The sequence below is a fragment of the Microcoleus sp. F4-D5 genome (assembly GCF_036704885.1).
Taxonomy (GTDB): domain Bacteria; phylum Cyanobacteriota; class Cyanobacteriia; order Cyanobacteriales; family Microcoleaceae; genus Microcoleus.
Genome location: NZ_JAUBSX010000006.1, coordinates 19,697 through 46,258 on the forward strand (window position 1 = coordinate 19,697; position 26,562 = coordinate 46,258).

The 26,562-nt window shown below is 45.3% G+C and carries 25 protein-coding genes and 2 riboswitches; of the genes, 11 read left to right on the plus strand and 14 right to left on the minus strand.

Translation table 11 applies throughout. The features are described from left to right. Positions 1 to 504 precede the first annotated feature (504 nt). Both QUA80_RS04495 and QUA80_RS04500 read left to right on the plus strand, forming a co-directional pair. Entirely contained in the window at positions 505 to 2,307 is a 1,803-nt protein-coding gene (locus tag QUA80_RS04495; protein ID WP_333421810.1) for a hypothetical protein, read from the plus strand. Positions 2,308 to 2,392: 85 nt separating this feature from the next. Further along, positions 2,393 to 3,190, plus strand: coding sequence for a peptidylprolyl isomerase (locus tag QUA80_RS04500; RefSeq protein WP_333421812.1), 798 nt, complete (start codon positions 2,393 to 2,395; stop codon positions 3,188 to 3,190). Between the two features lie 43 nt (positions 3,191 to 3,233). Here the strand turns inward: QUA80_RS04500 and recQ are convergent, their stop codons facing one another. Next, complete coding sequence (gene recQ / locus QUA80_RS04505) at positions 3,234 to 5,429, minus strand: DNA helicase RecQ (protein WP_333421814.1); 2,196 nt, start codon at positions 5,427 to 5,429, stop codon at positions 3,234 to 3,236. A gap of 97 nt (positions 5,430 to 5,526) precedes the next feature. Between recQ and QUA80_RS04510 the strand changes: the two genes are divergently transcribed. Beyond that, positions 5,527 to 5,811 carry a DUF427 domain-containing protein gene (locus QUA80_RS04510; RefSeq protein ID WP_333421816.1) on the plus strand — a complete coding sequence of 95 codons (285 nt, stop codon included), beginning with the start codon at positions 5,527 to 5,529 and terminating at the stop codon, positions 5,809 to 5,811. 332 nt (positions 5,812 to 6,143) lie between these two features. Here the strand turns inward: QUA80_RS04510 and QUA80_RS04515 are convergent, their stop codons facing one another. After that, positions 6,144 to 6,806 carry an L-threonylcarbamoyladenylate synthase gene (locus tag QUA80_RS04515; protein WP_333421818.1) on the minus strand — a complete coding sequence of 221 codons (663 nt, stop codon included), beginning with the start codon at positions 6,804 to 6,806 and terminating at the stop codon, positions 6,144 to 6,146. Between the two features lie 75 nt (positions 6,807 to 6,881). On the opposite strand from QUA80_RS04515, the gene larC reads away from it, so the two are divergent. Beyond that, positions 6,882 to 8,318, plus strand: a complete 1,437-nt coding sequence (gene larC / locus QUA80_RS04520; RefSeq protein ID WP_333421819.1) for a nickel pincer cofactor biosynthesis protein LarC — start codon at positions 6,882 to 6,884, stop codon at positions 8,316 to 8,318. Between the two features lie 110 nt (positions 8,319 to 8,428). Here larC and QUA80_RS04525 read toward each other — a convergent pair whose 3' ends face one another. Both QUA80_RS04525 and QUA80_RS04530 read right to left on the minus strand, forming a co-directional pair. Further along, positions 8,429 to 8,614, minus strand: coding sequence for a hypothetical protein (locus QUA80_RS04525; RefSeq protein WP_333421821.1), 186 nt, complete (start codon positions 8,612 to 8,614; stop codon positions 8,429 to 8,431). A gap of 27 nt (positions 8,615 to 8,641) precedes the next feature. Then, a complete protein-coding gene (locus QUA80_RS04530; protein WP_333421823.1) occupies positions 8,642 to 10,027 on the minus strand; it encodes an NB-ARC domain-containing protein in 1,386 nt (461 codons plus the stop codon). A 485-nt stretch (positions 10,028 to 10,512) separates the two neighbouring features. On the opposite strand from QUA80_RS04530, the gene QUA80_RS04535 reads away from it, so the two are divergent. The 5 genes from QUA80_RS04535 (at position 10,513) to QUA80_RS04555 (ending at position 13,209) form a co-directional block, all read left to right on the plus strand. Next, positions 10,513 to 10,857: a LysM peptidoglycan-binding domain-containing protein gene (locus tag QUA80_RS04535; protein ID WP_333421825.1), complete on the plus strand. Its 345-nt coding sequence runs from the start codon at positions 10,513 to 10,515 to the stop codon at positions 10,855 to 10,857. A 199-nt stretch (positions 10,858 to 11,056) separates the two neighbouring features. Beyond that, on the plus strand, positions 11,057 to 11,323 hold the full coding sequence (locus QUA80_RS04540) for a hypothetical protein (RefSeq protein WP_333421827.1): 267 nt from the start codon (positions 11,057 to 11,059) through the stop codon (positions 11,321 to 11,323). 86 nt (positions 11,324 to 11,409) lie between these two features. Further along, a complete protein-coding gene (locus QUA80_RS04545) occupies positions 11,410 to 11,748 on the plus strand; it encodes a hypothetical protein (protein ID WP_333421829.1) in 339 nt (112 codons plus the stop codon). A gap of 222 nt (positions 11,749 to 11,970) precedes the next feature. Next, a complete protein-coding gene (locus QUA80_RS04550; protein WP_333421831.1) occupies positions 11,971 to 12,297 on the plus strand; it encodes a hypothetical protein in 327 nt (108 codons plus the stop codon). 342 nt (positions 12,298 to 12,639) lie between these two features. Then, entirely contained in the window at positions 12,640 to 13,209 is a 570-nt protein-coding gene (locus tag QUA80_RS04555) for a dihydrofolate reductase family protein (protein ID WP_333421833.1), read from the plus strand. Between the two features lie 3 nt (positions 13,210 to 13,212). Here the strand turns inward: QUA80_RS04555 and QUA80_RS04560 are convergent, their stop codons facing one another. The 10 genes from QUA80_RS04560 to QUA80_RS04605 form a co-directional block, all read right to left on the minus strand. Further along, positions 13,213 to 14,061 carry an ABC transporter ATP-binding protein gene (locus QUA80_RS04560; protein ID WP_333421835.1) on the minus strand — a complete coding sequence of 283 codons (849 nt, stop codon included), beginning with the start codon at positions 14,059 to 14,061 and terminating at the stop codon, positions 13,213 to 13,215. Positions 14,062 to 14,268: 207 nt separating this feature from the next. Next, the gene (locus tag QUA80_RS04565) at positions 14,269 to 15,135 is read right to left on the minus strand and encodes a methyltransferase domain-containing protein (RefSeq protein ID WP_333421837.1); all 867 of its coding nucleotides are present in this window, start codon (positions 15,133 to 15,135) and stop codon (positions 14,269 to 14,271) included. Positions 15,136 to 15,154: 19 nt separating this feature from the next. Then, positions 15,155 to 15,595 carry a hypothetical protein gene (locus QUA80_RS04570; protein ID WP_333421839.1) on the minus strand — a complete coding sequence of 147 codons (441 nt, stop codon included), beginning with the start codon at positions 15,593 to 15,595 and terminating at the stop codon, positions 15,155 to 15,157. Positions 15,596 to 15,757: 162 nt separating this feature from the next. After that, positions 15,758 to 15,902: riboswitch (cobalamin riboswitch) on the minus strand. A 38-nt stretch (positions 15,903 to 15,940) separates the two neighbouring features. After that, positions 15,941 to 16,519 carry a Uma2 family endonuclease gene (locus QUA80_RS04575; protein ID WP_333421841.1) on the minus strand — a complete coding sequence of 193 codons (579 nt, stop codon included), beginning with the start codon at positions 16,517 to 16,519 and terminating at the stop codon, positions 15,941 to 15,943. A 207-nt stretch (positions 16,520 to 16,726) separates the two neighbouring features. Next, positions 16,727 to 18,142: an ABC transporter substrate-binding protein gene (locus QUA80_RS04580; RefSeq protein ID WP_333421842.1), complete on the minus strand. Its 1,416-nt coding sequence runs from the start codon at positions 18,140 to 18,142 to the stop codon at positions 16,727 to 16,729. A 107-nt stretch (positions 18,143 to 18,249) separates the two neighbouring features. Then, positions 18,250 to 19,671 (minus strand): ABC transporter substrate-binding protein, encoded by a 1,422-nt coding sequence (locus tag QUA80_RS04585; RefSeq protein ID WP_333421845.1) that lies wholly within the window; start codon positions 19,669 to 19,671, stop codon positions 18,250 to 18,252. A gap of 296 nt (positions 19,672 to 19,967) precedes the next feature. Further along, positions 19,968 to 21,002: a DUF2207 domain-containing protein gene (locus QUA80_RS04590; protein WP_333421847.1), complete on the minus strand. Its 1,035-nt coding sequence runs from the start codon at positions 21,000 to 21,002 to the stop codon at positions 19,968 to 19,970. 268 nt (positions 21,003 to 21,270) lie between these two features. Then, a complete protein-coding gene (cbiQ, locus tag QUA80_RS04595; protein WP_333421849.1) occupies positions 21,271 to 22,065 on the minus strand; it encodes a cobalt ECF transporter T component CbiQ in 795 nt (264 codons plus the stop codon). Positions 22,066 to 22,139: 74 nt separating this feature from the next. Further along, positions 22,140 to 22,472: an energy-coupling factor ABC transporter substrate-binding protein gene (locus tag QUA80_RS04600; protein ID WP_333421851.1), complete on the minus strand. Its 333-nt coding sequence runs from the start codon at positions 22,470 to 22,472 to the stop codon at positions 22,140 to 22,142. Between the two features lie 3 nt (positions 22,473 to 22,475). Then, on the minus strand, positions 22,476 to 23,195 hold the full coding sequence (locus QUA80_RS04605) for an energy-coupling factor ABC transporter permease (protein ID WP_333422026.1): 720 nt from the start codon (positions 23,193 to 23,195) through the stop codon (positions 22,476 to 22,478). Positions 23,196 to 23,256: 61 nt separating this feature from the next. Next, positions 23,257 to 23,403: riboswitch (cobalamin riboswitch) on the minus strand. 174 nt (positions 23,404 to 23,577) lie between these two features. On the opposite strand from QUA80_RS04605, the gene QUA80_RS04610 reads away from it, so the two are divergent. Both QUA80_RS04610 and QUA80_RS04615 read left to right on the plus strand, forming a co-directional pair. Next, positions 23,578 to 24,360 carry a Uma2 family endonuclease gene (locus QUA80_RS04610; RefSeq protein ID WP_333421853.1) on the plus strand — a complete coding sequence of 261 codons (783 nt, stop codon included), beginning with the start codon at positions 23,578 to 23,580 and terminating at the stop codon, positions 24,358 to 24,360. 242 nt (positions 24,361 to 24,602) lie between these two features. Further along, positions 24,603 to 26,183 carry an FAD-dependent oxidoreductase gene (locus QUA80_RS04615; protein ID WP_333421855.1) on the plus strand — a complete coding sequence of 527 codons (1,581 nt, stop codon included), beginning with the start codon at positions 24,603 to 24,605 and terminating at the stop codon, positions 26,181 to 26,183. The last annotated feature ends 379 nt before the right edge of the window (positions 26,184 to 26,562 follow it).

Here is a 26,562-nt window from a genome sequence, read left to right on the forward strand (position 1 = left end):
GATCGGCCCTCAACACCAGCAAGCGCGCGCCCGGATACAAAGAGTGTAAAAATTGAAAACTTGCGTAAATCGGATAATTTCAAACAAATCTGCCAAATTGGCAACATACCTCTAATTAGTCCAGATATATTAGGTAAATCGAAATAAAACACGGTTTTTGCTCATATTTAGCAGTCCGCCCTAATATTTTTTGAGTACGGGCGAGTGCAAGGAAGGTGCAGTTTAAATTTATACAAGCCTTTTGAGGGTGATGGCGATGGCTAAATCAAATGCCCTTGGCAATCAGTATCGCCCAGATTGGTATTGGTAACAGTTTTGTTCCACCCTACTTTAGGGATGCACCAAGGTTCATTTATTAAAAACATTTCAGTCTTTAGTTGGAAGTCAAAAGCAATTGTTTCACTCTCTTTAAAATCCTACATTGGCATTCATTGAGATTGGCAATGTCGGCTCTCGTGCAAGTGCTTTTCGTCTTTACATACAGGTAAAAGGAGATAAATCACGATGCCTCCATTAGATTCATTAGCTCCTGAGCCCTTAAATAATATTGTTGGAAACAGCAATAGTTTAAACACCTTGAATTCGTTGGTGAATAACCCTGGTGCGGGCAGCAGCAGTAGTTCCAGCACATCTAGTGCCTTTGTAGATAACAGCGGTGCAGGCAGTACCAGCAGCGCGACAGCCACTTCCCCAACGGGAACCAGTACCAGTAGTGAGACTGCTTACGCTGCGGGGGCTACCTCTAGCAGCGGGAGCGCACAAGCGCAAACTTCTTCCGTTGCTCCGCCAACTACTAGCGCCACAGCTTCGGCTCCAGCAGCAACGCCAGCGCCAACGCCAGCGCCAACACCAGCGCCAGCGCCAACACCTGCACCAGCCCCAACGCCAGCGCCAGCGCCAACACCAGCGCCAGCACCTGCGCCGTTAGGAGACAGCAGCGGTGCCAGTAGTAGCAGCACCGCGACAGCGACTTCTCCGACAGGGAGCAGCAGCAGCACTCAGACAGCATCGGCTCCCGGTGGCACTTCTAGTAGCGCGAGCGCCTCAGCTAGCAGTGGTTTAGATACTCCGCCGACTACTAGCGCCACAGCAGCAACACCAGCGCCAACACCAGCGCCAACACCAGCGCCAACACCAGCGCCAACACCAGCGCCAACACCAGCGCCCGCACCAGCACCAGCGCCCGCACCAGCACCAGTGGCTGAACCAGCGCCTGCACCAGCGCCAGCGCCTTCAGATAGTAGCAGTTCGAGCGAAACGAGCTCGATCGCCAATAATCAAGGCGTTACCAACAACAGCAGCGCGACAGTAACTTCCCCTGCAGGCAGTAGCACTAGCACTCAGACAGCCTATACTCCGGGAGCTACTTCTGGCAGTGCAGAAGCAACCGCTGCTACAGGCGCTCCACCAACAACTAACATCACAACTAACATCGCAACACCAGCGCCCACACCAGCCCCAATACCAGCGCCAGCGCCAGCGCCCGCGCCCGCACCAGCGCCAACACCAGCGCCAACACCGCCAACACCGCCAACACCGCCAACACCCTCAAATAATGAGGATGCGATCGGTACGGGTGGTGGTGACAGCAGCGCGATCGCTTCTAATCCCACAGATAACAGTAACAGCAATAATTCGATCGCACTTCCCGATCGCAATACGAACAACAGCAATGCTGACACAACCCCGCTTCCAGAAATGGTCCCCCCAGAAAACTATCCTGCAGCATTAACTATCACCTACGACAGCAACGGCGACGGATATTGGTTGGGCACCAGCGACAGCGATGTGATTATTTGCGGTAGCGGGATCGATCGAATTTTTGCAGGAAGCGGCGAGGATATTGTCACAGGTAACAGAGGTGATGATGCGATCGATGGAGGCGATGGAAACGACACTTTGCGGGGAGGAAAAGGCCAAGATTTGCTGAGCGGTGGCAACGGCGACGATTTGCTTTGCGGCGACTTCGGCAGCGATACATTGATTGGAGGTAGCGGCGCTGATACCTTTGCCTTTAGACCCGAAACAGCGAGTGCAGCAGCTAATCCATTGTTAGCAGATCGAGTCGTTGATTTCAATCCCGCTCAAGGCGATCAAATTGGGCTGATAGGGGGACTTTCGGTAACAGACTTGACACTCGTCGCGTTTGATACTGACGGTGACGGTACGGCAGACGCGACTCTGGTCAAGTTTAGTTCAAATAATGGCGATCGAATTTTAGCAGTTGTTTTGGGAACAGTTAACGCAGCGGGTGCAACAACTTTGAGCAATGCTGATTTTATTAGTTTGCCAAATGACATCTTGTAGCTAACCGTTAACCGTTAACACCAACTACCCCGCAGGAATCGTCGGGGGATGAAGTTAATAAATTTATATAAGTTGAGAGAGAAAGATGAAGGACTTTTACGGGCCATTGATTGAAGCAAGTGAAATCATCGAACAACTCAGACAAGAGCAGCAAATAAAGACATTTAGTCAAAAGGTTTTGCAGAAAAAAGTTATTGAGAAAGCAGCCCGGGAACGGGGGTTAACTGTGACTCCCGACGAAATTCAAGCTGTGGGCGACCAACTCCGCCGCCAGAAGCGGTTGGAGAAAGCGGCGGATACGATTGCTTGGCTGGTCGATCAGATGATTTCTGTAGAAGATTTAGAGGCAGGGATTCGCGATCGGCTACTTGCCCAAAAACTAGCAGAACATTTGTTTAGCAAAGAAGTAGAAAAATTTTTTGTTCAAAACAAATTGCGATTTGACCAAATAAATTTTTATCAAATAGTTGTTGCCAACCCGCAGGTTGCCAGAGAACTATTTTATCAAATTAAAGAAGGAGAAATCAGCTTTTTTGATGCCGCTCACTTTTACGACATTGACGAAAATCGTCGGCATTTATGCGGTTGCGAAGGCAAGGTTTATCGGTGGGGTTTAAAACCAGACATAGCCGTCGCCGTGTTTAGCGCTCAACCCGGAGAAGTAATTCGTCCAATTAAAACTGACGCAGGATATCACTTATGTATGGTTGAAAAATTTATCCCTGCGGAATTAACCCCTGAACGGTATCAAGAAATATTGCACAATATGTTTGACGAATGGCTGTCTAATGAGGTCAATTATTTATTGTACAATCAATCAGATAATTTACGCAGCGCGGGCGAAACCGACATCCCTCTCACAACAGAAAAGATGCCTATCTAAAACGTAGGGTGCGAATAGCACAGAGATACCTAATTTGTCGCGATCAAAAACCCACATAATTTTGCCGCCACCAAGCGCGCACCAATTTAATCTCCTCAAAGGTATAACGTTGTTCCAAAAACTCATAAATGGCTCTCAGTTTCTCATCCCCCATAACTTCAATTGCGTACACTATCGCCTGCTGGCGTTCCGATTGCACCAACAAATTTATATCAACTTCCCGCCCCATCTCCATCAATTCTACCAGATGCCCAGAAATAGTATTAGGACTCATACCCCGTGCATTGGCTATTCCTTGAACTGTCAAACCTTGTCGGTATAATTCCCAGGTTTGCATCTGCGAATAAGACGCAACGTTGGAAGGATTGGGAAGATTGGCGACATCAGAAGATGCAGCACCAGTTGGCAATCCTTGTTCTTTGCAAAAATTGCGAATTGCCTCCAAGAAAACCTTGCCGTACTTATCTCGCTTGTTGATACCAACGCCGTAAACATCCTCGAATTCGGTGAGATTTTGCGGGCGTTTTTCTGCCATGTCTCGCAAGCTTTTGTCAGCAAAAACTACGTAAGGTGGCACAAATTGTTCGTCGGCAATTTGTTTGCGGAGACTTCGCAATATTGCAAACAATCCTTCAATTTCTACTGCCAAAGAACGAGTTTTTTCTTGCACTTCTCGTTTGGGTTCAACAGCAATTTCAACTTGGCGTTGACGTTTCATGATTTGCCAACTTTTCTCGTTGAGTTTCAAAATTGGAAAACCATCAGTTTTTTCGTCTAAAAAACCTTGATTTAACAGCGAACGACATAACATTTTCCACTCGTCTAAACTTCTATCTTTGCCAATTCCATAAGTAGAAAGTTGGTGGTGCTGGTATTGCAAAACTTTTTGATTTTTAGAACCGCGTAATACGTCAATAATGTGATTCATGCCAAAATTTTCTTTGCACCTCGCCACGCAAGAAAGAAATTTCATTGCCTCAATTGTCCAGTCTTCTACGGGTTTTTGATGGCAACAGTTATCGCAATTGGCGCAATTCCCGGGGAATGAATCTCCAAAATAATTTAACTGGATTGTGCGGCGACAATCGCTGGATTCGGCATAGTTAATAACTCGTCGCAACTGTTGGCGGGCAATTCGCTGTTCTTGCTGGTCGGGTTTTTGCTCAATGATGTATTCGATGGTCTTGACATCACCGAATCCAAAAAATAAGGTGCAATGGGATGGTTCGTTGTCTCGGCCTGCGCGACCGGATTCTTGATAGTATCCTTCAAGATTCTTGGGTAAGTCGTAGTGAATTACAAACCGCACGTCTGGTTTGTTAATGCCCATACCAAAGGCAATTGTGGCTACCATTACTTGCACGTCGTCGCGAATGAAGCGGGTTTGATTGGTTGTGCGATCGATATCGTTCATCCCGGCATGGTAGGGTAAAGCTGCGATGCCACTTTGCTGCAATTTGTAAGCTACTTCTTCAACTTTTTTGCGGCTGAGACAGTAGATAATTCCCGAACCGCCTTTTTTTTGGATGATTTGCAAAACTTCGGCAAAACTGTGTTTGGTTTTGGGGCGAACTTCGTAGTATAAATTGGGGCGGTTGAAGCTGGCGACGTGGATGTAGGGATTTCGCAGAGTTAGCTGCTGGATGATGTCTTGGCGGACGCGCTCGGTGGCGGTGGCCGTTAGTGCCATAATGGGAATGTCGGGATATCGATCGCGCACTCGCTGCATTTGCCTGTATTCTGGTCGAAAGTCGTGCCCCCATTCCGAAACGCAGTGGGCTTCGTCGATCGCAAATGCCGAAATTCCTAACTTATTTGCTACTATATCTAAAAACGGTAAAAATCTCTCGCCGAGCAAGCGTTCCGGTGCAACATAGAGCAATTTAATCTTACCTTCGAGAATTGCTGTTTCGCGCGATCGGGTTTCCTGAGCGCTCAAAGTGCTGTTGAGAAAAGTCGCCCCAATTCCATTATCCTGCAAAGCTTCTACCTGGTCTTGCATTAGAGCAATTAACGGCGAAACCACTACTGTCAATCCCGGTTTCAACAGTGCCGGTAATTGAAAACACAAAGACTTGCCACCGCCCGTCGGCATGACAATCATCATATCCCGTTTTTTTAAAGCAGCTTCGACAATTTCCTGCTGCCCCGGGCGGAAAGAGTCATAGCCAAAAAAATGTTTTAGAGCTTGTTCAAGGGACAGCGGCACAGAAGATATTGGCGGATTCGACCGTGACATTTGCAGTAGTTGGTTGTTGGCTTCAAAACTATTCTATGCTTTTTGAGCACCAATACAGTTACAATAATTGAGAATCTCAATTTAAGCAGATAAACTGATGCCGAAAGCAATTTGGAATGGTGCCGTTTTGGCCGAGAGCGACAAGTGCGAAATCGTAGAAAACAACTATTACTTCCCCCCGGATGCCATCAAACGCGAGTTTTTCAAGGATAGCAGCACTCACACTACTTGCGGTTGGAAAGGTGTCGCTAGTTACTACAGTGTCGAAGTGGACGGACAAGTTAATAAAGATGCTGCTTGGTACTATCCTACTCCGAAAGAGGCTGCTAAAAATATTGCAGGATATATTGCTTTTTGGAAAGGAGTTAAGGTAGAGGCTTAGGTTTTTTCCGCAGGTTTGTTAGCTGGCGATTCCGACAGGCCGCCAGGGAATTAATTCCCTGGCTCATAGCTGAAGTCGTCTTAAGACGACTGTGTAAATTAGGGAGGAATAACATAAGTTGCGATGAGTTCAAATAAAAATAATATCTAATATCTACTGATAGCGATTGCTCCTCTGATAATTGTCAATCCTTTAAAATATAGGATAGAGCTTAATTAAATTCAATACCATAACCGCTATATTTAACAGTCCTCTTTGAGAGGACTTTCGCTATGAGACGGGGGTTTTGAACCCCCGGCGGACTGTTGGAGAAGCGAAAGCATCCTCAAATTTTAATTTTCCCAAGCGGCGGCAGCTTCCCATCCCAAACCGCGACGAACAACAATCGGTTCGCTTTCTGTTAAATCAAGAATGGTAGAAACTTGATATCCCGGATCGGAACCGTCATCGACAATGACATCTACTAACTTTGACAAACAGTCAAAAAGTTCAGCTTTGCCAAAGCTTTCTGCTTTTGCTGAAGACACCGGTGCTGCACCTTCATCGTCAGTGGTAATGTGAGCGGAAGTTGAAATAATCGGATTTCCCAAGGCTTCCAACAGTGTAAAACAAAGCCGCTGGTCGGGAACGCGAATTCCCGTGGTTTTGCGTTTTGGGTTCATTACCAACCGCGGCACTAATTTGGTAGCTGGCAGCAAAAATGTGTAAGGCCCGGGAATTAATCGTTTGATAATTCTGTATGCTTCATCAGTGACGACAGCATACTCTGCGATATTTGACAGAGAGGAACACAGGAACGTTAAAGGCTTATCATTGGATAGTTGCTTGATCTGCCTGACTCGTTCTACAGCAGACTTGGAGTTGAGATCGCAGCCGATCGCGTAAACTGTATCTGTCGGATAAAGCATCACTGCCCCATCTTTCAGAGTTTTTGTAATCTTCTCGATCCGGTCTTTTTGCGGTGCAACAGGATGCACTTCGTAAATAGTTGCCATGTTAAGCTATTGCAGGCTAAGTGGGCGATCGAAATATCGAATGAAACAATCAATGCTGAAAATTAATTGTTAATAATGAATAAAATAGCTTATTTTGACTGTCCCACCGGCATTGCTGGCGATATGTGCATCGGGGCTCTCGTCCACGCCGGCGTTCCTTTAGACTACCTAATCGAAAAACTCAATTTGCTCGGCATTTCGACAGAGTACCAGTTGCGGACGGAATTAGTCCATCGGAATACTCAACAAGCAACTAAATTTTATGTCGATTTAAGTGGCGATTTATGGTTAAAACCCACAAATCCCGCTACCCAACTCGATCCCTCGGAAACGGAATCCCCGACTTTTGACGCCCGCCGCCACCATCATCACGGGGAAGAACATTCTCACAGTCACGGCGAAGCAGATGCCGAAATTAGCCACACTCATCACCGCCATTTGCCAGAAATCAAGCAGATTATTGTCTCTGCAAAATTGCCTCCGCGCGTGGAAGCCTGGAGTTTGGCCGTATTTGGGAAATTAGCAGAGGCAGAAGGTGCCGTACACGGTATCCCCGCAAGCGAGGTTCACTTTCACGAGGTGGGGGCGACGGATGCAATTATTGATATTGTCGGTACTTGTTTGGGTTTGGATTGGTTGGATATTGACGAATTTTACTTTTCGGCGATGCCGACTGGTGGGGGTACGGTGAAGGCGGCCCACGGTAAGTTAGCGGTGCCGACGCCGGCGGTGATGCGGTTGTGGGAAACGCACCGAGTGCCGGTTTACAGCAACGGGATCGATCGCGAATTGTGCACGCCTACGGGAACTGCAATCGCCTGTACTCTCGCCTCCGGTTTCGGCCCGCCGCCGCCGATGCAAATTCAGGCGATCGGTTTGGGTGCAGGTTCTCGAATGCTGGCAATTCCTAATATCTTGCGCCTCTGGATTGGGGAGAAGGCACAGAGTAGTTCGGCAACTAGCACTGTAGGTGATGTAACGGATGTTAGAAAGATGGAAGAAGGAAGAGGGAAGTTTTTAAACAATACTCAATTCCCAATTACGGACTCCCAATTACCGATTACCAATTCCATAGAAACTATTGCGGTACTGGAAACGCAAATTGATGATTTGAGTCCGCAGGCGATCGGCTATGTTTTTGATGCTTTGTTTGCCGCCGGAGCTCTGGATGTTTTTACTGCCCCAATAGTGATGAAAAAGTCGCGGCTGGGGGTTTTGTTAACTGCGATTTGTTATCCCGAATTTGAGGATGCTTGCGAAGCTGCGATCTTTCGCGAGACTACTACTTTGGGAATTAGGCGATCGACTCAACAGAGAACTATTCTGCACCGGGAAATCCAGACAGTTCAAACAGAATACGGTGAAGTGCAAATAAAAGTTGCGAAGTCTGGACAAACGATTGTTAACGTGCAGCCGGAATACGAAGATTGCGCGGAAATTGCCCGACTTAAAAATATTAGCTGGCGCGAAGTTCACCGCTTGGCGCTGCAAAGTTGGTACGATCGCACTTAATCAGTTCGCGATCGCACTCAGACAAAGAAACCGGGTTTTTTACTGAATCTGCTGGGCACAACGCAGTATTTTCGTAAAAAACCCGGTTTCTGACCACCCCTGCGTAAATCCTAAGAGCAATCAAAGCCTCTGATATCGGTTTTGAGATGACTGGATAAATTCAGCCGATTAACGGCAGGATAATCTGTCTGGTTTGCTGTTCGATCGCGCAACCAAGCTAAAATATTGCCGAGGTCTTGTTTGAGTTGAATTGCAGTTTCAAAATGGGTTAATAGACGTTTAATGAAAGGATACAAAATCAGTTGAATTTATGAGTAGCCGATCTAGTCTTGGGTTGGGGATTCAATTAAAACATGAGTTTTCAATAAGTTAAGTTTGTTTGGGATAATTTCTTGCTCAGCAGTTTGGAGCAAGCGTTCTCTGACATACTCGACGATCGCCGGTTGTAGCATTAAACTTGTTGATTCGGTATCATTGAGCGATCGCCGATCTTCAATGAGCGATCGTTCAGCCAGCGCCTCCAATGCTTCCATCAGTTGCCGTCCCGAAACTTTGGGCAAAATTTCCGCTTTTAACTTCGCAGGGGTCGCTCCTTCTTGATTAATGGCGATCCAGTACATAATTTTTTGTTGCAGGGGTGACAAGCGATCGAACTGGCGATCGAGCAAATCCCACAAGTCGCTAAAAACAGTATTTCCTTGCACTAAAAATGCGTGAATTTCACCGCCAAAAAGTGTTTTAATAGTCGTTGCAGCAAGTTTGAGGGCGAGGGGATTGCCGCCAAAGTAGTTGACCAGAACTTGACACTGCAATAGCGTTGCCTTTAATCCTTTGGCCGCGAGGATTTGCTGGCATACTGGCGGTGAAACTCCGAAGAGGTTGAGCGATCGCACTGGTAAATTTTCGCCCGATCGCACAGCAAACCCGCCCGGTTTTTCTCGTCCGGTTAAAATCAGACAACTTTGGTGAGGTTCGTCAGCAATGCACGCAAATAAATGTCGGTAATCTTCATATCCTTGTTGATATTGTCCGCTGCGATTTCCCCCTTGCAAAATCGACTCTAGATTGTCTAAAATTAACAAACAGCGTTTTTGCCGCAACAGTTCCATGAGAACAGGAATAGAGTTATTTGTTGTCGCTTCAGAACCTGTTAAAATCGGTAAGATATTGCTGAGGATAGCATCTAATGGCGGTGCTTGCTGCAAACTCCGCCAGATAACAAATTCAAATTGAGATTGAATTTGCTGAGCGAGTTTGACAGAGAGAGAAGTTTTGCCGATACCGCCAAGTCCAAAAATACCAACCAGACGAGTAGAATTGCCGCTAATCCAAGTTTCTAATGTTTCCAGTTCCTGTTGCCGGTTGTAAAATTGGGAAACATCGATCGCTTCTCCCCAATCTTGAGTGCTGCTATCTGCTTCGCTAGCGTGCAAGATGCCCGCACTGCGATGCTGGTAGCGGCGCAAGACTGCCTGCAGATTTTGCTTTGAGATTTTTTCGCCAAGAATTTGAGAGAGTTTTCGCCACAAATGCGAACCGACTTTTTTGATATAGTCATGTTCGTAAAGTAAGCCATCGGCTATCTCTTGATAAGAGTGTCCCTCCCAAGTTTCCAGAAAGACGCGGGATTGAATGTCATTGAGTTTTTGCTTTTTGTTTGCGGATTGTAACAGACTATCAACTAGGGCGATCGCTTCTTGTCCTTTCATAGCTTGCCATTTTGACCTATTCAGTAAATTTACTGATGTTTCATGAGTGGGAGTTGCTGTTCAGGAAAAAAAACAAATTGACTGAATTAACCGCAAGGTAATCCTTTTTATACTTGGCAGTTTAAACCGCATCTACACAAACAAAGTCCGCCTTCCGAAACTAAGAAATAAGGGGATATTAACCCGGATTGGGGATGAGGTTAATTGCACAATCTCAGATATCAAATCTCAAATCGATTGAGTGAATTTACTTAAGTTTACAAAAGCTAGTCACTTTTTCTCACCGGCAGGGCGATCGGGGTGGTTTATTCTTTGAGTTAATGCAGAGCAAAAGCTATTCAGGCTATTCAAAACTAAAGCTTGTCACTTTTTCTCACCGGCAGGGCGATCGGGAGTGCGTTATCAATAGGTTAGACCGTAAGGTTAACTGTTGTTCACTCTAAACAACATTTGCAACTGTATTCACGTACTTGAAGAAGACAACTATGACTACGTACACTGTTCAATCTGGAGATACTCTGTCAGTTATTGCTCAAAAATTCTATAACGATGCTAATTTATGGCAGAGAATTTATGAGGCTAACCGTGGCATTATTGGACAAGACCCAGATCGGATTTTTCCAGGGCAAAATCTTGTAATTCCTGGTTTTACTAATGCTAGCGGTAGTCCTAGAACATACACTGTTCAACCCGGAGATACTCTGTCAGTTATTGCTCAAAATTTCTATGGCGATGCTAATTTATGGCAGACAATTCATGAGGCTAATCGTAGCGTTATTGGACAAGATCCCGATCAAATTTTTCCCGGACAAAACCTTGTAATTCCATAACTTAAGATTAGAAATTGAAACTAATCTTTGACTGGGTGGCATCTACTCTACTATCTTCGCTAGAAAATTGAAAATTTATACTAAAAATGCACTTCGTTATATCGTCTCTATAGTATGAGGTTGTGGTCGTATGTTGCTTGTACTTCATCTAGAAGAATTAGAACCTGTTTCTTAGCAAAGAAAGCGAAGGAGAAGACCAATGCCACAAGATCGCGATCCAGTAGAACGTGTTGTTGATGCAGTTTGTGAACGGGTAGATCGATTCAGAGAGGATGTCGGACACGCATTGAATGGTGATTTCGATCGTATTAGCGAAGATACAAAGCGCGACCTTGCCGAATCTATTCGAGATTCTATGGATGGTAGATCTCGCGTTGATATACCCGTTAACGATCGAGTAACTGTTCAGGGTCGTCGAGAACGAGATCAGTCTGTCAGTGTCGGTATCAGGGTTGATTTTCCATAATGTAACTCACTCACTTTTTTTCACCGACAGAGGCATCAGGCTTTAGTTGTTCAATTTTTATTTAGCTTACAAAGGAGAAACTTACAATGGCTGGTTTTGAAATTGTGTCTGAAGTGTCTACTAGAGAAACTGATTTTGATGGTACCAGGCATGATGCCTGGTCTGATTGGACTTCCAACACCGCTCCTGCTGACCACGTAATTAACCAAAATGAAGTGAAGGTGGAATGGCTTTCCGATAACGGGTCAGAAAATACTCACGAGATAATTTATGAAAATTTAGTTGAAATCATACCAGGAACAGGGATTAAGTTGCCACAAACAATCAAGGTTCGGACGTATGCACGGAGTCCAAAGGGAAAGTTTTGGGTCGGTCGAGGTTGGTCAAAGGTTAAAGTCACAGGGACGTATGTGAAGTATAGGTGAGTTGCAATTGCTAGTTAGCAGCAGGTACACAGTGCAGACCCGAACCTCGTCACTCGTTCATCTCCTCACAAAATAACGGGAAATGAAGATTGCAAGTGCGATCGCTCTTTCCCGCTAGTTCAGCAATAAATAAGTGATGATTTAGTTAAATTTTAGGCGTTGCTGATTTACGGTATGCAAGGCAAAATATGCAAGTCATAGAAACCTTTTTCGACACAGTTTATGGATTTTAAACTGATTTTTTCATACCTGATTAAGCAACGCCAAATTTTAACCTTTTATGTAGTCAATAAAAAGACACTTTTTTATAGCGTCGAGACTCAACCAAAGTTTTCGGAACATGGAAAGGAATTTGCCAAATATTTCCAGGAATATAACGGGAAATACTCGACAATGCGAGCCATGAGTTTTACTGTGTTGATTGCAGCGATAGTGTTTGGCGCAATCACAATAACTAGCAATAATTCTGAGGGCAAATACATTACAACTGCTTTTTTTGTTGCTGCTTTTGCTCCAAAAGCTGTTCAAAGATTTGCAGAACGTGCGTAAGTAAAGTTGAGTTAGATGGAGGATTAAAGCAGCCGCAGCGCTTGTAAAATCTGTTGTTGCCACAGCTCTAAATTTTGTATATTTGAGCTACCATCTATCTGAACGATCGCCCTTATTTGCTCCATCAGCTCGATCGCCGCCAATACACCAAGCAGCTAGCTCTTAGCGTGACGATCGCACCTCGTCACTCGTTCATCTCCCCACCAAATAACGGGATATGAAGGTGAAGAGTACGATCGCCATCTTTCACTTTTTTAAATTATAGACAAGCGCACTTGAACGATATACAATAGAAACGGTTGGGTATTTTCATCCGTAAAGGCATTTGAGACGTTACTTTTAATGAAAACTCAATATTACACTGCCGCCAGCTTAGATGGTTTTATTGCTGATTCACACCACTCTCTCGATTGGTTGTTTCAGTTCGGCGAGGCGGAAGACAGCTATCCTAATTTCATCGACGAAGTAGGGGCAATAGCAATGGGAGCAACTACTTATGAATGGATTCTGACCCATCAGATTAATGAAGGTGCCGATCGTCCCCAAGCATGGTCTTATGAACAACCGGCTTGGGTATTTACCTCTCGGATTTTGCCTGCGATCGAGGGTGCAGATATTCGATTTGTCAAAGGGGATGTCTTACCTGTGCATCAAGAGATGATGGCGGCGGCAGGAAATAAGAATATTTGGCTTGTAGGAGGTGGCGATCTGGTTGGTCAATTCTACGATCGCGGGTTGCTTGATGAGGTAATTGTGTCAATTGCATCGGTGACACTTGGTAGCGGAGCACCTTTGCTACCGCGCACGATCGCAACACCCCCGCTAAGACTTTTATCCGCGAAGGTTTATGGAGATGCCTTCGCAGAGTTGCACTATGAAGTTCCTGTCCGGCCAGATCGCACAACTGCTTAATCTTTAAAGCAGCCGCCGCGCTTGTAAAATCTCTTGTTGCAACAGCTCAAAAGTGTGAATTTTTGAGTTATCATCTCTCTCAACGATCGCCCTTATTTGCTCCATCAGCTCGATCGCCAGCGGTACCCCAAGCTGCAATTGTTCCAAGACATCCCGCTGAGCAAAAACGGTTTCCGGTGTTCCTTCTAAAATCAATTTTCCTCGATCCATTACAAACACCCAATCAGCCCAGCGGTAGATGAAATCGAGGTCGTGACTTGCTAACAGAATGGTGGTTCCGGCGCTGTGAATTTGTTGGAGTAAACCGATAAGTTGTCGGGTGTGACGCGGATCGAGATAGGCGGTAGGTTCATCTAGCAGCAGCAGTTTGGGCTTGAGAACCATGATATCGGCGATCGACACCCGCTTTTTCTGCCCTAAACTGAGATTGTGAATTGGTTCGCGGGCGAGTTCGCTTAGATCGAATTGGTCGATCGCCTGCTGTACCTGTTGAGCAATTTCGGATTCTTTTAAGCCTAAATTGTACAATCCGTAGGAGATATCTTCTTCTACCGTCGAAGCTACTAATTGATGTTCGGGGTTTTGAAAGACGAGTCCGATTTGTTGGCGCAGTTTCGTCAAAGATTTGCGATCGTAGCGCAAGGGTTCACCGTGCCAGCTAATAATTCCCTGTTGCGGTTGATACAAGCCATTTGCTAACAAAAAAAAGGTGGTTTTGCCGCAGCCGTTTTGACCGATTAGCCCGCAGCGTTTCCCAGCGGGTACTTTGAGATTTAAACCCTGAATAGCCACTCGCGAACCGCAGGGATAGGAGTAGGAAATGCCAGCGAATTCGAGAATCCATTCAGACATATTTGTTATTTGTTATTTGTTATTTTTTATTTAGCCTTGTTCCCAGGCTCTGCCTGGGAATAAATACCCGGAGGCTATGCCTCCAATTACCGATTACCGATTACCGATTTCTATTGTATAGAAATCCTTGCAGGAGTCGTAAACTTTTACCCCACCCCAACCCTCCCCTTATCAAGGGGAGGGAGTAAGAAATTCACACAATTTGTATCAGCCTCGATCGGATTTTGACAACTGCCAAAGTTGCATTTCATAACAGAGATGTTGCTCAAAAAGTTGACTTGCATCCAATCCTTCAACCACCAGCTTCTTGAACCAGCGACGAAATATCCAGCGCAGGAATTTGTGGACGGGGGGAACTGCGATCGCAATTAAATCCGCAACATAAATCATTGTGTTCAGTCCATACCTGCGGAAAGTATCTACATACAGGTCAATCGTCGGTAAAATATGAGCCGAAATATCCTCAGTTTTTACTACATTGAACCCCGCTTGCATCAATGCAATCTGAAGCTCTTTCACCACGTGACAGTTAGAAAACATTCCCTCTGTATAGTTAACATCAGAGCGCATCATATCGGCAAGCAGTACATAACCACCAGGATTGAGGACAGTGGCAGCACCCTTAGCAATATCAACAGCCGACATATACTGGCTACTTTCGCTAAAGAGAATAAGATCGTAGAAATGGGTTGCTTTGAAGTCTTCAAACCTCGTGAGGTGGAAGATTGCCCGATCGTCCGTACACTTGAGAAAGCGCTGTTGTTGGAACGGATCGGGTGCGAGTCCCTCCACTCGAAAACCTCGATCGAGCAAATAAGCCGCATTTCCCCCTATCCCGCATCCTACATCCAGCACGGTTTTGATGTCTTTGGGGATCAAATCCAAGAGTTTATCTGTGTAAGCTTGCTGAGCGATGCGCAGCCGCGCGATCGTGAGTTCCTCAGCAGGCACAGGTAGGGTTTTCCAATAACCGTAGTGAAGGTAGGGCGAATCTGTCAGGCCCAAATAGTAATTAAGCGCTGCATTTTGGTAGCGAGTTACTTTGGAAATTTCGATTGATTTTGGCTGCGACATTGGGAAAATTTAGTAAGTTTTAGGATTGCGGGCAGAGTTGAAATTCTTCCCAGCGCTTGCATACCTGTTCATAGCACTCAACAGGAGAAATTGCCAACTTTTGCAACAAATTAATATCAATCTGAGCGTTGGCGATCGACAAAAATATAATTGCTTCCTTTGGCTCGTAGCCAGCAATGATTTGGAGCAGATTTAAAACAGTGTTTTCCTCTATTTCTAGTTGTTGCAAATAAACGGTTGCTTCCAAGTCGGAAATAAATTCCAGATCGTACTTTATAGTATCTACGCTCCAATTCACAGAGGGGTTAATGGGAGTATTGATTTGGCAAGCAACCAAGCCTCGCCCTCGATGCAAAAAACCATTCCAAGCAGTATATCCGATCGACAAAATATTCTGATGAATAAACAAGTTTTGCCAGTACCCAAAACTACCCTGCCAAACACTATCTTCCACTCGCATTTCTTTTCATTTCCATTAAAATACAATATGCTTTAGAACGCCCATCAAATTACATCAGCGTTCATCTGCGTTTATCGGCAGATATCTGCGGTTAAAAAATCCCAATCCAATAATAAAAAAAATAATAAACTCACCATCATCCATACCTCGCAGATGAAAAACATGATTGCAAACAAATCGGCGGGCATTCTGACTCAGAGAAGCAAGAATCTCCTTACAGTTGCGGGACAGCGCCGGATTCGCACCGAACTTTCCCCCTTACGTCTGATGGCTGTTCTCCATCAGAGCCGATCGATATACGGGAATATTACCACTATTTGGAACATTTGACAAAAAACCGTCCGCCTATTCACCAAACTCAATATTTTCATACAAATTGGCCAGCGAAATTTCCACAGCAACAGATGTTAAACTCAACCGATCGCCCATACAGCTATATTCCGAAAAAATCCACTTATTCGCATCTGTTTTAGAATATTGCTCCACCCGCAGCCGATATTGAGCGATAAATAAATACTCTTGAAAACTAGGAATACTGCGATAAGCAGCAAACTTTTCATCGCGGTCATAAGCTTTAGTACCTTTAGATAGCACCTCAGCAATAAACACGGGATTAGTAATTGTATCCGTCCGTCCAGATTGCAGCTCGATCGGGCGCGCTACCACCATCGCATCCGGGTAAGTATAATTATTAAGCTGGGAAATCCACAGCCGCTGATCCGAACCAAAAGTCCGATACGGTTTCCCTTTTAACGCCAGCTTCAGCGCAACAACTAAATTAGTGGTAATTTCATTGTGATTCGGTGTACCGCCAGCCATCAGAACAATGTCCCCATTGATAAATTCATGCCGATCCAGAGAATTGATTTCCAATTCTAGATATTCCTCAGCCGTGTAGGTTTTGGTTTCAACTGGCGCGATCATATATAACGCTCTCTTTTAATCTACTTATTTTAGTTTATCTTTAAAATTTTCCTAATTCAAGACAAAAGTAGATTTCAATCATGCGAATAAACAGGCAAGATGCCTGTGAAGCGAAGAGGGAATTTTCTGGTGGGGCGGGCAGGATGGTCCCCCCTGAAAGGCTGATTGAGAATGTGCAAGATGTGAGGGCGATCGCACTTAACAAGCTTACCGCAGCGGGACAAAGTTATAGCCAGTGCTTCCTCCTTGTTTAACTTGCACTAAAATCGGCTTATTAGCCCGATCGCCCGTGGGCAAAAACTTCACATCCTCGCTCGATCCTGCTGCCGAGAAATTCGGATTTCTGAGTGCTTGTTGCAACCCGAACCGCGTATTGCTTTGACGCAAGCCGGCGATGACAGCTTGAGTCGCGTCAAAACTCGTTGCTGTTCGCCAATTTACTACTCCTCCCCAGCGCTGACTGGCATTTTTAGGAAATGGATTGTTGGGATTAGTTTCAGGATGCCAGGGAACGGGCAAAACAAGCCCGTCAACGTCCTTTTGCCCGTCTTTTAGCGTTTGAAAGGTGTAAAGAGTTGAACTGCTGTAAAGCGCTAATTTGCCTTGATTTGCACGGGCTAGATCGATCGCGCGATCGATGCGATCTACGTGGGATGCTAGCATCAATCCTTGTGCACCTTGGCTAACAGCATCCGCGATCGCAGCGTTAGGATTAAATGTCGGCGCTGACAAGTCGCAGACAATAGGAACTAATCTGCCACCTGATGCTAAAAGAGAGGCAATAAATTCATCCTTAAACGAAGCTTTACCAGCAGCTTGAGAGTCGTAGCAGAAGGCAATATTGCTTTTGCCGACTTGTTTGACGATATACTCTGCTAAAGGAGCCGTCATCGATCGAGTATTGGGGACTGTCCGAAAAATATAGCTGCCAAAACCTGACAAATTATTCGTACTGCTGGTAGGTGTGATCATTACCAGTTTCTTTTCCTGATAAATTGGAGCGGCTGCTAAAGAGGCATTGCTGTCATTATGTCCGATTACCGCTAGAATTTTCGGGTCATTTGCTAAGGCGGCTGCAACTTCTTTTGCAACTTCTGGACGGTTGTTGTCATTGACAATTTCAACTTGCAAACCGGCACCGTTAATTCCTCCTATAGCGTTGATTTCATCTTGAGCTTGGGCGACACCTCGGAGGATTTCTTGGGCAACATTGGGGTTGCTGCCGCTCGGCACGCTGACGGCAATTTTCAGAGAAGTGCGATCGCTTACTCTCGCATTATTCAAATAGATTACCGTTTCCGGATCGTTGCGATTTTGTTGCAGCGAAGCCTGAAATTTTTGAACAGCTTCTTTGTAATCTCCTTTGGCAAAAGCTGTAACGCCTGCTTGCTTTTCGGCTGTTGTTTGCGATGTCAGCAATATCTGATTTCCTAAACTCATGCGAGTTGCGATCGCACCCGATGGACTCGTTCCCGATGGACTCGTTCCCGATGTAGGTGTATCTGAACTTTTGGCATTCAATAAACCGGGAAGGAACTTGTATGAGCCAAACCCAATTAAGCCGAAAATGATTATAAAAACAATGGGTGGCGGACTTTTTCTTTTGTTAGTATCTTGATACATGATTTTTTCTCCTTATTTTGATATTGTTTGGAGGTTCTTCCTCCAGCTACGCCTTCCCTGGCAAAGCCTGGGAACAAGAATAATTAGTCCGATCGCACTTAACAAACTTACCGCAGCGGGACAAAGTTATAGCCAGTGCTTCCTCCTTGTTTAACTTGCACTAAAATCGGCTTACCAGCCCGATCGCCCGCGGGCAAAAACTTCACATCCTCGCTCGATCCTGCTGCCGAGAAATTCGGATTTCTGAGTGCTTGTTGCAACCCGAACCGCGTATTGCTTTGACGCAAGCCGGCGATGACAGCTTGAGTCGCGTCAAAACTCGTTGCTGTTCGCCAATTTACTATTCCTCCCCAGCGCTGGCGGGCATTTTCTGGGAAACGGCTACCGGGATTAGTTTCAGGATGCCAGGGAACGGGCAAAACAAGCCCGTCAACGTCTTTTTGTCCGTCTTTTAAAGTTTCAAAGGTGTAGAGCGTAGTGCTGCCGTAGAGCGGCAATTTGCCTCGATTGATGCGAGCCAGAGAAATCGCACGGTCAATGCGATCGACGTGGGGTGCTAGCATCAATCCTTGTGCACCTTTGCTGACAGCATCGGCAAGGGCTTTGTCGGGATTAAAAGAAGGTAATGAAAAGTCGCAAACAGTAGGAACTAATTTGCCTCCAGCAGCAGTAAGAGATGCCACAAATTCATCTTTAAATGATATGTTATCCGGTGCTTGGGAGTCATAACAAACAGCAATATTAGTTTGGCGTTCTGTTTTAACTATATATTCTGCTAAGGGAGCAGCCATTAAGCTAATATTGGGTACTGTCCGAAAGATGTAGCTCCCAAATCCTGATAGATTGTTGGCAAAGCTCGTCGGTGTCACCATTACCAGTTTTTCTTGCTGATAGATCGGAGCAGCTTCGAGAGATGCGTTGCTAGCATTGTGTCCAATTACTGCTAGTATACTCGGATCTTTTGTCAATGTCTTTGCAGCTTCTCTGACCACTTCTGGACTGTTGTCATCGTTAACAATTTCTACTTGCAGTTTGGCACCGTTGATGCCACCGCTAGTATTGATTTCATCTTGAGCTTGGGCAACACCTCGGAGGATTTCTTGGGCAACATTGGGGTTGCTACCAATGGGGACGCTGACAGCAATTTTTAAGGAAGAACCATTGCTGGCTCGGGCATTATTCAAATAGATAATCGTTTCCGGGTCGTTGCGATTTTTTTGCAGCGATGCCTGAAAATATTGGGCGGCAGCTTGGTAATTTCCCTCAGCAAAAGCTTGAACTCCTGCTTGTTTGTCAGGTGTTGCGTAGGATGTCAGCAATATCTGATTTCCTAAACTGATACGATTGGCGATCGCTCCGGGTGCGATCGTTGTCGGTGTCGGTGTAGTAGATGTAGATGTAGGTGTATTTGAAGTTTTGGCATTCAATAAACTGGGAAGGAACTTGTATGCGCCAAACCCAATTAAGCCGATGGCAATAATAAAAACAATGGGCGGCGGACTGTTTTTTTTGTTAGTATCTTGATACATAATTTTTTCTCGGTATTTTGATACTGTAATTATTCATGCAACTACTGTTCGCGTCAATTCATATAATTCATTAATTAAGTTCATAAAAGTCATATTTGTAATAGCTGTTGCAGGAAGTGCGATCGCCCTGATGCAAATCCTGCCCGCTAAACTAACGAGAATACGAGAATTATCAACAATATTCCTGGAGGCGCGGGTGCTCAGAAACCGGGTTTTTTGCGAGAATACTTGGTTACAACCCCCAAATTGAGTAAAAACCCGGTTTCTTTGCTTGTGATGCGTAAGTCTCGTTGATATTAACCGCCGCCACCGCCACCGCCGCCACCGCCACCGCCGCCACCGCCGCCACCGCCACCGCCACCGCCACCGCCACCGCTGTCATTGCTAATGACTGGAATTATTGCTTCGTACTCGTTATGGTAAGAGCAGCTTCCGCAGTGGTGGGTAACTTGCTGCTTTCCTGAACGGCTAGTAGTTGCAGGAATCAAAACTTTATAAGTTCGTTTAAGCTGGAACTTTTTACACTCAGGGCAGCGTCGATTTGCAATGGATGTGATAATTCCTAAAGCTGGAAAAAGTCCGAAAAACATTAGAAAAAAAATGGCTCCGGGGTCTAGGAAAAAGCCTTGTTCTCCCGAAGAAGATTGAGCTTGGTTGCCAGTTTGTTGCCAACTAGGTTGAGGTATATTCAAAATTTGCTGAGGAAATGCGATTTGTACTTCTAATTCTTGTTCGGGTGGAATAGGCTGACTTGCCACAAACTCAAATGTTTTAGGATCTACTTGACGCGGAACTGCGGCTGTACCAAAATTCGTAAACGAGAGAACTTGACCTGACAAAGCTTCTGGTAATTTCACCGTAACTTTTCCCGTATTAATCGGAGCTTTGCGACCCGCTGCAATAGCTTTCCAATAAACTAGAGTATTCTCACCATGTAGCTGCAATCCGCCTATCACGCGATATTTGATGACAAAAGTATGTGATTCTGGCGCTTTTAATCGATGTTGCCAACGAATCCAAAGTTCATTGTTTTCAATCCCCGTACTACTCGGAATTATTTGATTATTTTCTTGAACGGTGACATCTTTAATTTCATCTACCTTACCTAGAGGAATATAGCGATATCGTTCAGTGTTGTAGTCGGCTGTGAACACATATTTTTGGGTTTCGGTAACTAACATATCTCCGTTCGTCTGAACGTCGATTGTGACGTTGATGTTATCCCAGTAAAACGGTAGTTGTTGGGCTGCTGCATGAGTGACTGTGACCATAAATACGGTCAAGGAGGTCATTAAGAAATAAAGTATTTTTTTGAAGTGCCGTTTGTTCATAATGTAATTTCCCTACATAACAGCTATTGATGACAATTATTCAATAGGTTTATTGTAAGGTCAATTCATAAAAATCATTACTTTAGTTCATAAAAGTCATATTGATAAAATGAAGATTGGGATGGTTTGCTTCTAGCTTGGAAGGGCTAGAAGCCCATCTCACAATTCATTTAGAATTGCTAAGGTGGTGCACCTCTAATTTTGACAGTCCTGTTTCTTGAAACCATGAGTGGGGTGGGCTTCTAGCCCGCCCCAAAGTTTAATTAGATTAAAATACAACACCTAACAAAGTTAAAACTGTACACCCAAACACGGCTTCCAAGGTATATCTTCGCGAAGGTTTGTAAGGGTAAGAATTCCAAACGCGCAGTTCTCCATTAAAGCCGCGCGACGCTAAACTCAGCGAGACTTGACGGTAGTTTTCCAAAGTTCGCTGAAGCAATTGCCCGATTAAAATACCTAAACTGTGCATTCCCAGCTTCCAAGTGCGGTAGCCGCAGCGCGAGTTTTGAGCAATCCAAAGTTCATCGGCGATCGCCAATAAGCTAAAAATAAACCGATACATTAGTAATAGCAGTTCTGTGACTAACTCTGGACAGCGTAATTGTCTGAGAATTTGCAAGATTTCGGTAAATGGCACCGTCAAGAGGATGAAATACATACAGCTTGTCGATGCGAAGGCGCGGGCAAACAGCAAGCTCACTTGGTATATCCCAGAGCGGCTCACATAGAGATAAAAAGTGCCGGTGCTAATGCCCCAACCTTGCCAAATATCCCACCCAATTGCCGGGATACGATCGCCCGCAACCGCACCCATCGCCAAAGCAGGCAAACTTGTCAGCAAAAACATCAATGGTAGCGACAGCAACCGCAAATACAGTTTCCCCGGAATACCCGCATAGACGACGATCCAGACGGCCAACCAAAGGGCGATCGACAATTGGACGATCGCCCCAGAAACTAGAGACAGAATTAAAAGGGCGATCGCAAAGGATAACTTGTGAGATGGCGGCAACCCCCGCAAGCGATTTGTATAAGCCAGACTATCAATCTGATGGTTCATTCCAAAGTCTTTCAGTCCGCGCAGGCGGACTTTGTATGTGTAGAAGCGAATTCTATTCGCCGTTTATTCGCCATTTATTCCGACGGCGATTCATCATCAGATTTATGAGATTCCGTGCGCCCCTTGTACAGCCCGATCGCGTAGCCAATTACGCCAGCCCCTAGCGCCGCTTGAGTCGCAAACAGCAAACTTTCAATTTCTCCGCTAGCAGGCTCAAAAAAGTGGTTAAACCAAGGTTGATAGTCCGGTTGAATTTCCGCAATCGCTTTCTCAGCTTCCCCATCCGCTCCGCCGTATTCACCCCGGACAAAAACTAGGGGAATAACGGCAAGCGCGATGACAGCAATTACCAACATCCAATTTTGTTGTGAAGTAGCTTGCTGATTTCTTGTGTTTTTTTGACTCACGGCTTATGACTCCTGTCTCAATAATTTCAAAGTTTCCAACTCCTGCTTCCCGTAAGAATGCAGCCAATTCCAGACTAATACAGTCAGCAATCCCTCACTGATTGCTAGGGGTACTTGAGTGATAGCAAAGATGCCAACAAACTTGAGAAACGAAGCCATAAAACCGCCGCTTGCTGCCGGAAAAGCTAACGCTAATTGAATCGAAGTCACCACATAAGTCAGTAAATCTGCCAAAGCCGCCGCACAAAAAATTGCCGCCCGCTGGTTGCCAGTTCGCAACAGCAATTGATAGATAAAATACGCGGCAAACGGGCCGACAATCGCCATCGAAAACATATTCGCTCCCAGCGTTGTCAAGCCACCGTGCGCTAACAGTAACGTTTGAAACAACAGGACTAAAGCCCCCAGTACCGCCATCACCGAAGGGCCGAACAAAATTGCACCCAAACCCGTACCCGTCGGGTGAGAACAACTGCCCGTTACCGAGGGAATTTTTAAAGCAGAAAGCACAAAAGTAAACGCACCCGCCAAAGCAAGCAATAGTTTAAGTTCCGGGTGTTCTTTTGTAATGCGAGCAATCGATCGCAAACCTACTGCAAAAAAAGGCAACGCCACCATCCACCAAAACGCAGCCCACTGCACCGGCAAAAAACCTTCCGAAATGTGCATAGCTGCGGCGGGCGTTGCCGATCCCAGGACAATATAACAACTCAAGCCAGCCATCAATCCCAAGCTGACCAATTTCCGATTTCTGGCCTTCACGCTGAACCTCGCAGATGAGACTATGTAAATTAACACATCGGCGGGCATCCTGACTCAGAAAGCGACATGACTCTCATTACAGTTGCGGGACAGCGCCGGACTTGCACCGAACTTTCCCCGTTTCCTCTAACGGCTGCTCCCCATTAGAACCGACTGGTTAGACATAGTTTAGTCGATCGCGTAAGTCTCAGCAAATATTTTACAAAAATTCATTCAGATTAACTCTGTCAAAATTACCTATCATATTTTCTTCTTTTCCTTCGCGTCTTCGCGATTCGTTCAATCAATACTATCGCCAAACAAATCAACGGTATAATATTAATGAGTTTTGAGGAAAGCCGCAATGTTACAGTACAACTTGCCCAGGCACTGGCCCTCAGCCGATGAACTACCAGACTCTGATGAAACGCCTGTGGATAACGAACTGCAAGAACTAATACCGGGGTTGTTAAAAGCAATATTGCTGATACTTTGGGCAGAACGCATGGACTGGTTTTTTGGCATAGATATGGGTATCTATTATCACCCCGATCAACCTGCCATTGTGCCAGATGCTTTCTTGAGTTTAGGTGTAGAAAGGTTTTACGATGAAGAATTGCGTCCCAGTTACGTGCTGTGGGATGAAAATGTTTTGCCGACTTTTGTGCTGGAAGTAGTTTCCCCAACTTATCGCAAGGAATACAGCACAAAGTTGGAGGAATATCAAGCTTTAGGCGTACTTTATTACGTGATTTATTCTTCCCGCCGCCGCCGTAAACCCCGTTTGGAAGTACACAAGTTAGTCAATGGGAAGTACGAGTTGCAGCCAGGAAATCCAGTTTGGATGCCAGAAATTGGTTTGGGGATTGGTTGTGAAAGGGGAAGTTATTCTGGGGTGACAAGGGAGTGGTTGTATTGGTATGATGCCGGTGGAAAACGTTATCTGACTCCTGAAGAACAGGTGAAAGAATCAGCGCAGCGCGCCCAACAGGAATCGCAGCGCGCCCAACAGGAATCGCAGCGCGCCCAACAGGAAGCCCAGCGCGCCCAACAGGAATCGCAGCGCGCCGATCGATTGGCCCAACGTTCCGATCGACTAGCTCAGCGACTGCGGGAGTTGGGGATAGATCCTGATAATCTAAGCTGATGGCAATCAAGAGCACCAGACTGACGGACTCTAGACGCTGAGAAACCGAGTTTTTAAACCGAGATCGATCGTCCTCAACGAAAAATTTTCTGGAAAAAACCCGGTTGCCGCATCCAGGAATATGTGAATATTTATCGCAAAACTCAGGAAAAATGCAGCTAGATGTGGAAAAAACAGAGAGTTTGACGGAAAACATTGAGATGCAGCTCGAAAAAATGACAATCAGCAGAGGTTATTAAACAATGGTCATGGATCTGCGTTATTACGATGTCATCGGCTTTGGTGATGAAGTTCCAGGAGTTCTCGCTGTTATCTCGGCGGCCAGAGAATATCGTCGCCGCACAAAGCGTTATCCGCGAGTTCTGCTGATGTCTAAAGGAAGCTTGCAAGAAGGAATTGGCGGGCATTTGGTAAGAGGCGGCCTTGCTTATTTAGATAGAAGCCAGATTAGTGAAGAACTTCAAAAATCTTTAAATTTAGATATCTTTGGTTCACCGGCGGCAATCTATAAAGAGTTCCTGCAAAAATCCGGTGTCAGCGCAATTGCACTTGACCCCCGCAAAGCCAGTGCAGCGCTGAAAGAAATGCTGTTACAAGCTGGAGTCGATATCCTCAGCAAAGTAGAAATTCAATCAGTCAATAAAGAAGGTCAGAAAATTGCCAGTATAACCACATCTAAAGGCATAGTTTATGCCGGCAAGCAATTTATTGATGCCACTGTCAATGCCGAATTAGCTCAAGCCGCAGGCGTGAGAAAGCTGAAGGGATTTGAAACATTTGGTCTGCCTAATTCAGAACTTCCAGTTACCCTCGTTTTTGAAACCCAAGGACTCAGTGCAAGAGCACTGAAAGAACTCGATTACATTTATCTCAAACGTTTCACAAACCTTGCCGATTCCGAGAGTCAATATTTTTTGCTGTACGCTGCAGGCAAGGATGCCAAACTAGTAGAAGAACTTCGGCGGGAAATGATCGACACTAGAGGCAATCTCAAAACTCTGTGGGCGGGTAACGATTACATAGATGTTCGCTCGCCGGCTCTGTCTGTAGCTTACCACTCCTTTAGAGGAATAAAACTATCTTTTCCTGAAACCGGCGTAATTTTAGATGAGGGAAATATAGCAATACTTCCAAATCAAAGACTTTCGTGGAATGCGATTTTATTTGCAGTCAGCGCCAGCGAAGCAGAAGCGTTAGCGAGAAGCGGGAGCAAACCCACGGCTAATATGCAAAAGGAGATGTTATTTCTTACAACTTGGCTGAGGAGTTTGGGGGCTACTTCTGTTACTTATGCCTCAGAACTTTATATCCGACACGCCGGCAATGTGACGGGAGTTGTAGAACCTTTAACGGGCGCACAAATGCTGTTAGGTGGCGTACCAGGTAATGAGGCACTGGCAACATTTAGCTATCATTTTGATGTCCGCGGAGGCATCCCGGGTATTGGCGAGAAAGCAAACAGTTTAGGATGGTTTAAAAGTCTGAGTTTTAAACAGCCTATCTTTAATATTGGCATCCGCCACGCATTAATTAAAAACGTTCCTAACCTGGCAGTAGTCAGTCCGTGTTCTGGATTTGAAGGGTTGGCCTGTTCTGTCGGCAGAATAGTTGAATTCAACGCCGCAGTTGGTCAAGGTGTGGGTATCGCTGCGATTAATGCGCTTCTAAATAACAAAAATCTAGCCGATGTATCTAACCGAGAAGTGAGACAAGTTCTCGCTGAAACAGGTCAGCTACCTAAAATTTTTGGAATTCCAAATAAGAGTGATGGAATGCTATTGGCGCAATTTGAGAATCTTGTCAGTTCGGATGCTATTGCGTAATAGCAATTTCAATTATGACTTACGCATCAAAACCTGCTGAAACCCGGTTTTTTACGCTGTTCTGCCGTCTGTAACGAGTCTTTCGGTAAAAAAAACCGGTTTCTGACCGCCCGTGCGTAAGTCCTATCAATCAACAATGCAGTAGTAGGTTGGGTCTGTAGAACGAAACTCTACACAAAAGTTTTTAGCAAGAAATGAGTGAAATTGCTATTAATATTATGCCATCTCGATCGAGAAGTATTAAGTTGATTTGTAGTGATAACTTTAATCCTCATAAAATTCTGAGCACTTCTGTCATCACTACAAACCTATAACAGTGATTTTACCGGAAATTGTACAATACCTCGATCGCCTGCACTGAATTATTGTGCTGCGCGGC

What these genes read in the sequence shown, in the direction of transcription:
- QUA80_RS04575 (WP_333421841.1), bottom strand. Translation starts at nt 16,519, where the DNA reads ATGATCGCGCCAGTTGAAACCAAAACCTACACGGCTGAGGAATATCTA.
- QUA80_RS04495 (WP_333421810.1), top strand. Translation starts at nt 505, where the DNA reads ATGCCTCCATTAGATTCATTAGCTCCTGAGCCCTTAAATAATATTGTT.
- cbiQ (WP_333421849.1), bottom strand. Translation starts at nt 22,065, where the DNA reads ATGAACCATCAGATTGATAGTCTGGCTTATACAAATCGCTTGCGGGGG.
- QUA80_RS04585 (WP_333421845.1), bottom strand. Translation starts at nt 19,671, where the DNA reads ATGTATCAAGATACTAACAAAAAAAACAGTCCGCCGCCCATTGTTTTT.
- QUA80_RS04610 (WP_333421853.1), top strand. Translation starts at nt 23,578, where the DNA reads ATGTTACAGTACAACTTGCCCAGGCACTGGCCCTCAGCCGATGAACTA.
- larC (WP_333421819.1), top strand. Translation starts at nt 6,882, where the DNA reads ATGAATAAAATAGCTTATTTTGACTGTCCCACCGGCATTGCTGGCGAT.
- QUA80_RS04540 (WP_333421827.1), top strand. Translation starts at nt 11,057, where the DNA reads ATGCCACAAGATCGCGATCCAGTAGAACGTGTTGTTGATGCAGTTTGT.
- QUA80_RS04550 (WP_333421831.1), top strand. Translation starts at nt 11,971, where the DNA reads ATGGATTTTAAACTGATTTTTTCATACCTGATTAAGCAACGCCAAATT.
- QUA80_RS04565 (WP_333421837.1), bottom strand. Translation starts at nt 15,135, where the DNA reads ATGTCGCAGCCAAAATCAATCGAAATTTCCAAAGTAACTCGCTACCAA.
- QUA80_RS04590 (WP_333421847.1), bottom strand. Translation starts at nt 21,002, where the DNA reads ATGAACAAACGGCACTTCAAAAAAATACTTTATTTCTTAATGACCTCC.
- QUA80_RS04500 (WP_333421812.1), top strand. Translation starts at nt 2,393, where the DNA reads ATGAAGGACTTTTACGGGCCATTGATTGAAGCAAGTGAAATCATCGAA.
- recQ (WP_333421814.1), bottom strand. Translation starts at nt 5,429, where the DNA reads ATGTCACGGTCGAATCCGCCAATATCTTCTGTGCCGCTGTCCCTTGAA.
- QUA80_RS04570 (WP_333421839.1), bottom strand. Translation starts at nt 15,595, where the DNA reads ATGCGAGTGGAAGATAGTGTTTGGCAGGGTAGTTTTGGGTACTGGCAA.
- QUA80_RS04535 (WP_333421825.1), top strand. Translation starts at nt 10,513, where the DNA reads ATGACTACGTACACTGTTCAATCTGGAGATACTCTGTCAGTTATTGCT.
- QUA80_RS04615 (WP_333421855.1), top strand. Translation starts at nt 24,603, where the DNA reads ATGGTCATGGATCTGCGTTATTACGATGTCATCGGCTTTGGTGATGAA.
- QUA80_RS04580 (WP_333421842.1), bottom strand. Translation starts at nt 18,142, where the DNA reads ATGTATCAAGATACTAACAAAAGAAAAAGTCCGCCACCCATTGTTTTT.
- QUA80_RS04555 (WP_333421833.1), top strand. Translation starts at nt 12,640, where the DNA reads ATGAAAACTCAATATTACACTGCCGCCAGCTTAGATGGTTTTATTGCT.
- QUA80_RS04510 (WP_333421816.1), top strand. Translation starts at nt 5,527, where the DNA reads ATGCCGAAAGCAATTTGGAATGGTGCCGTTTTGGCCGAGAGCGACAAG.
- QUA80_RS04515 (WP_333421818.1), bottom strand. Translation starts at nt 6,806, where the DNA reads ATGGCAACTATTTACGAAGTGCATCCTGTTGCACCGCAAAAAGACCGG.
- QUA80_RS04545 (WP_333421829.1), top strand. Translation starts at nt 11,410, where the DNA reads ATGGCTGGTTTTGAAATTGTGTCTGAAGTGTCTACTAGAGAAACTGAT.
- QUA80_RS04560 (WP_333421835.1), bottom strand. Translation starts at nt 14,061, where the DNA reads ATGTCTGAATGGATTCTCGAATTCGCTGGCATTTCCTACTCCTATCCC.
- QUA80_RS04530 (WP_333421823.1), bottom strand. Translation starts at nt 10,027, where the DNA reads ATGAAAGGACAAGAAGCGATCGCCCTAGTTGATAGTCTGTTACAATCC.
- QUA80_RS04605 (WP_333422026.1), bottom strand. Translation starts at nt 23,195, where the DNA reads ATGGCTGGCTTGAGTTGTTATATTGTCCTGGGATCGGCAACGCCCGCC.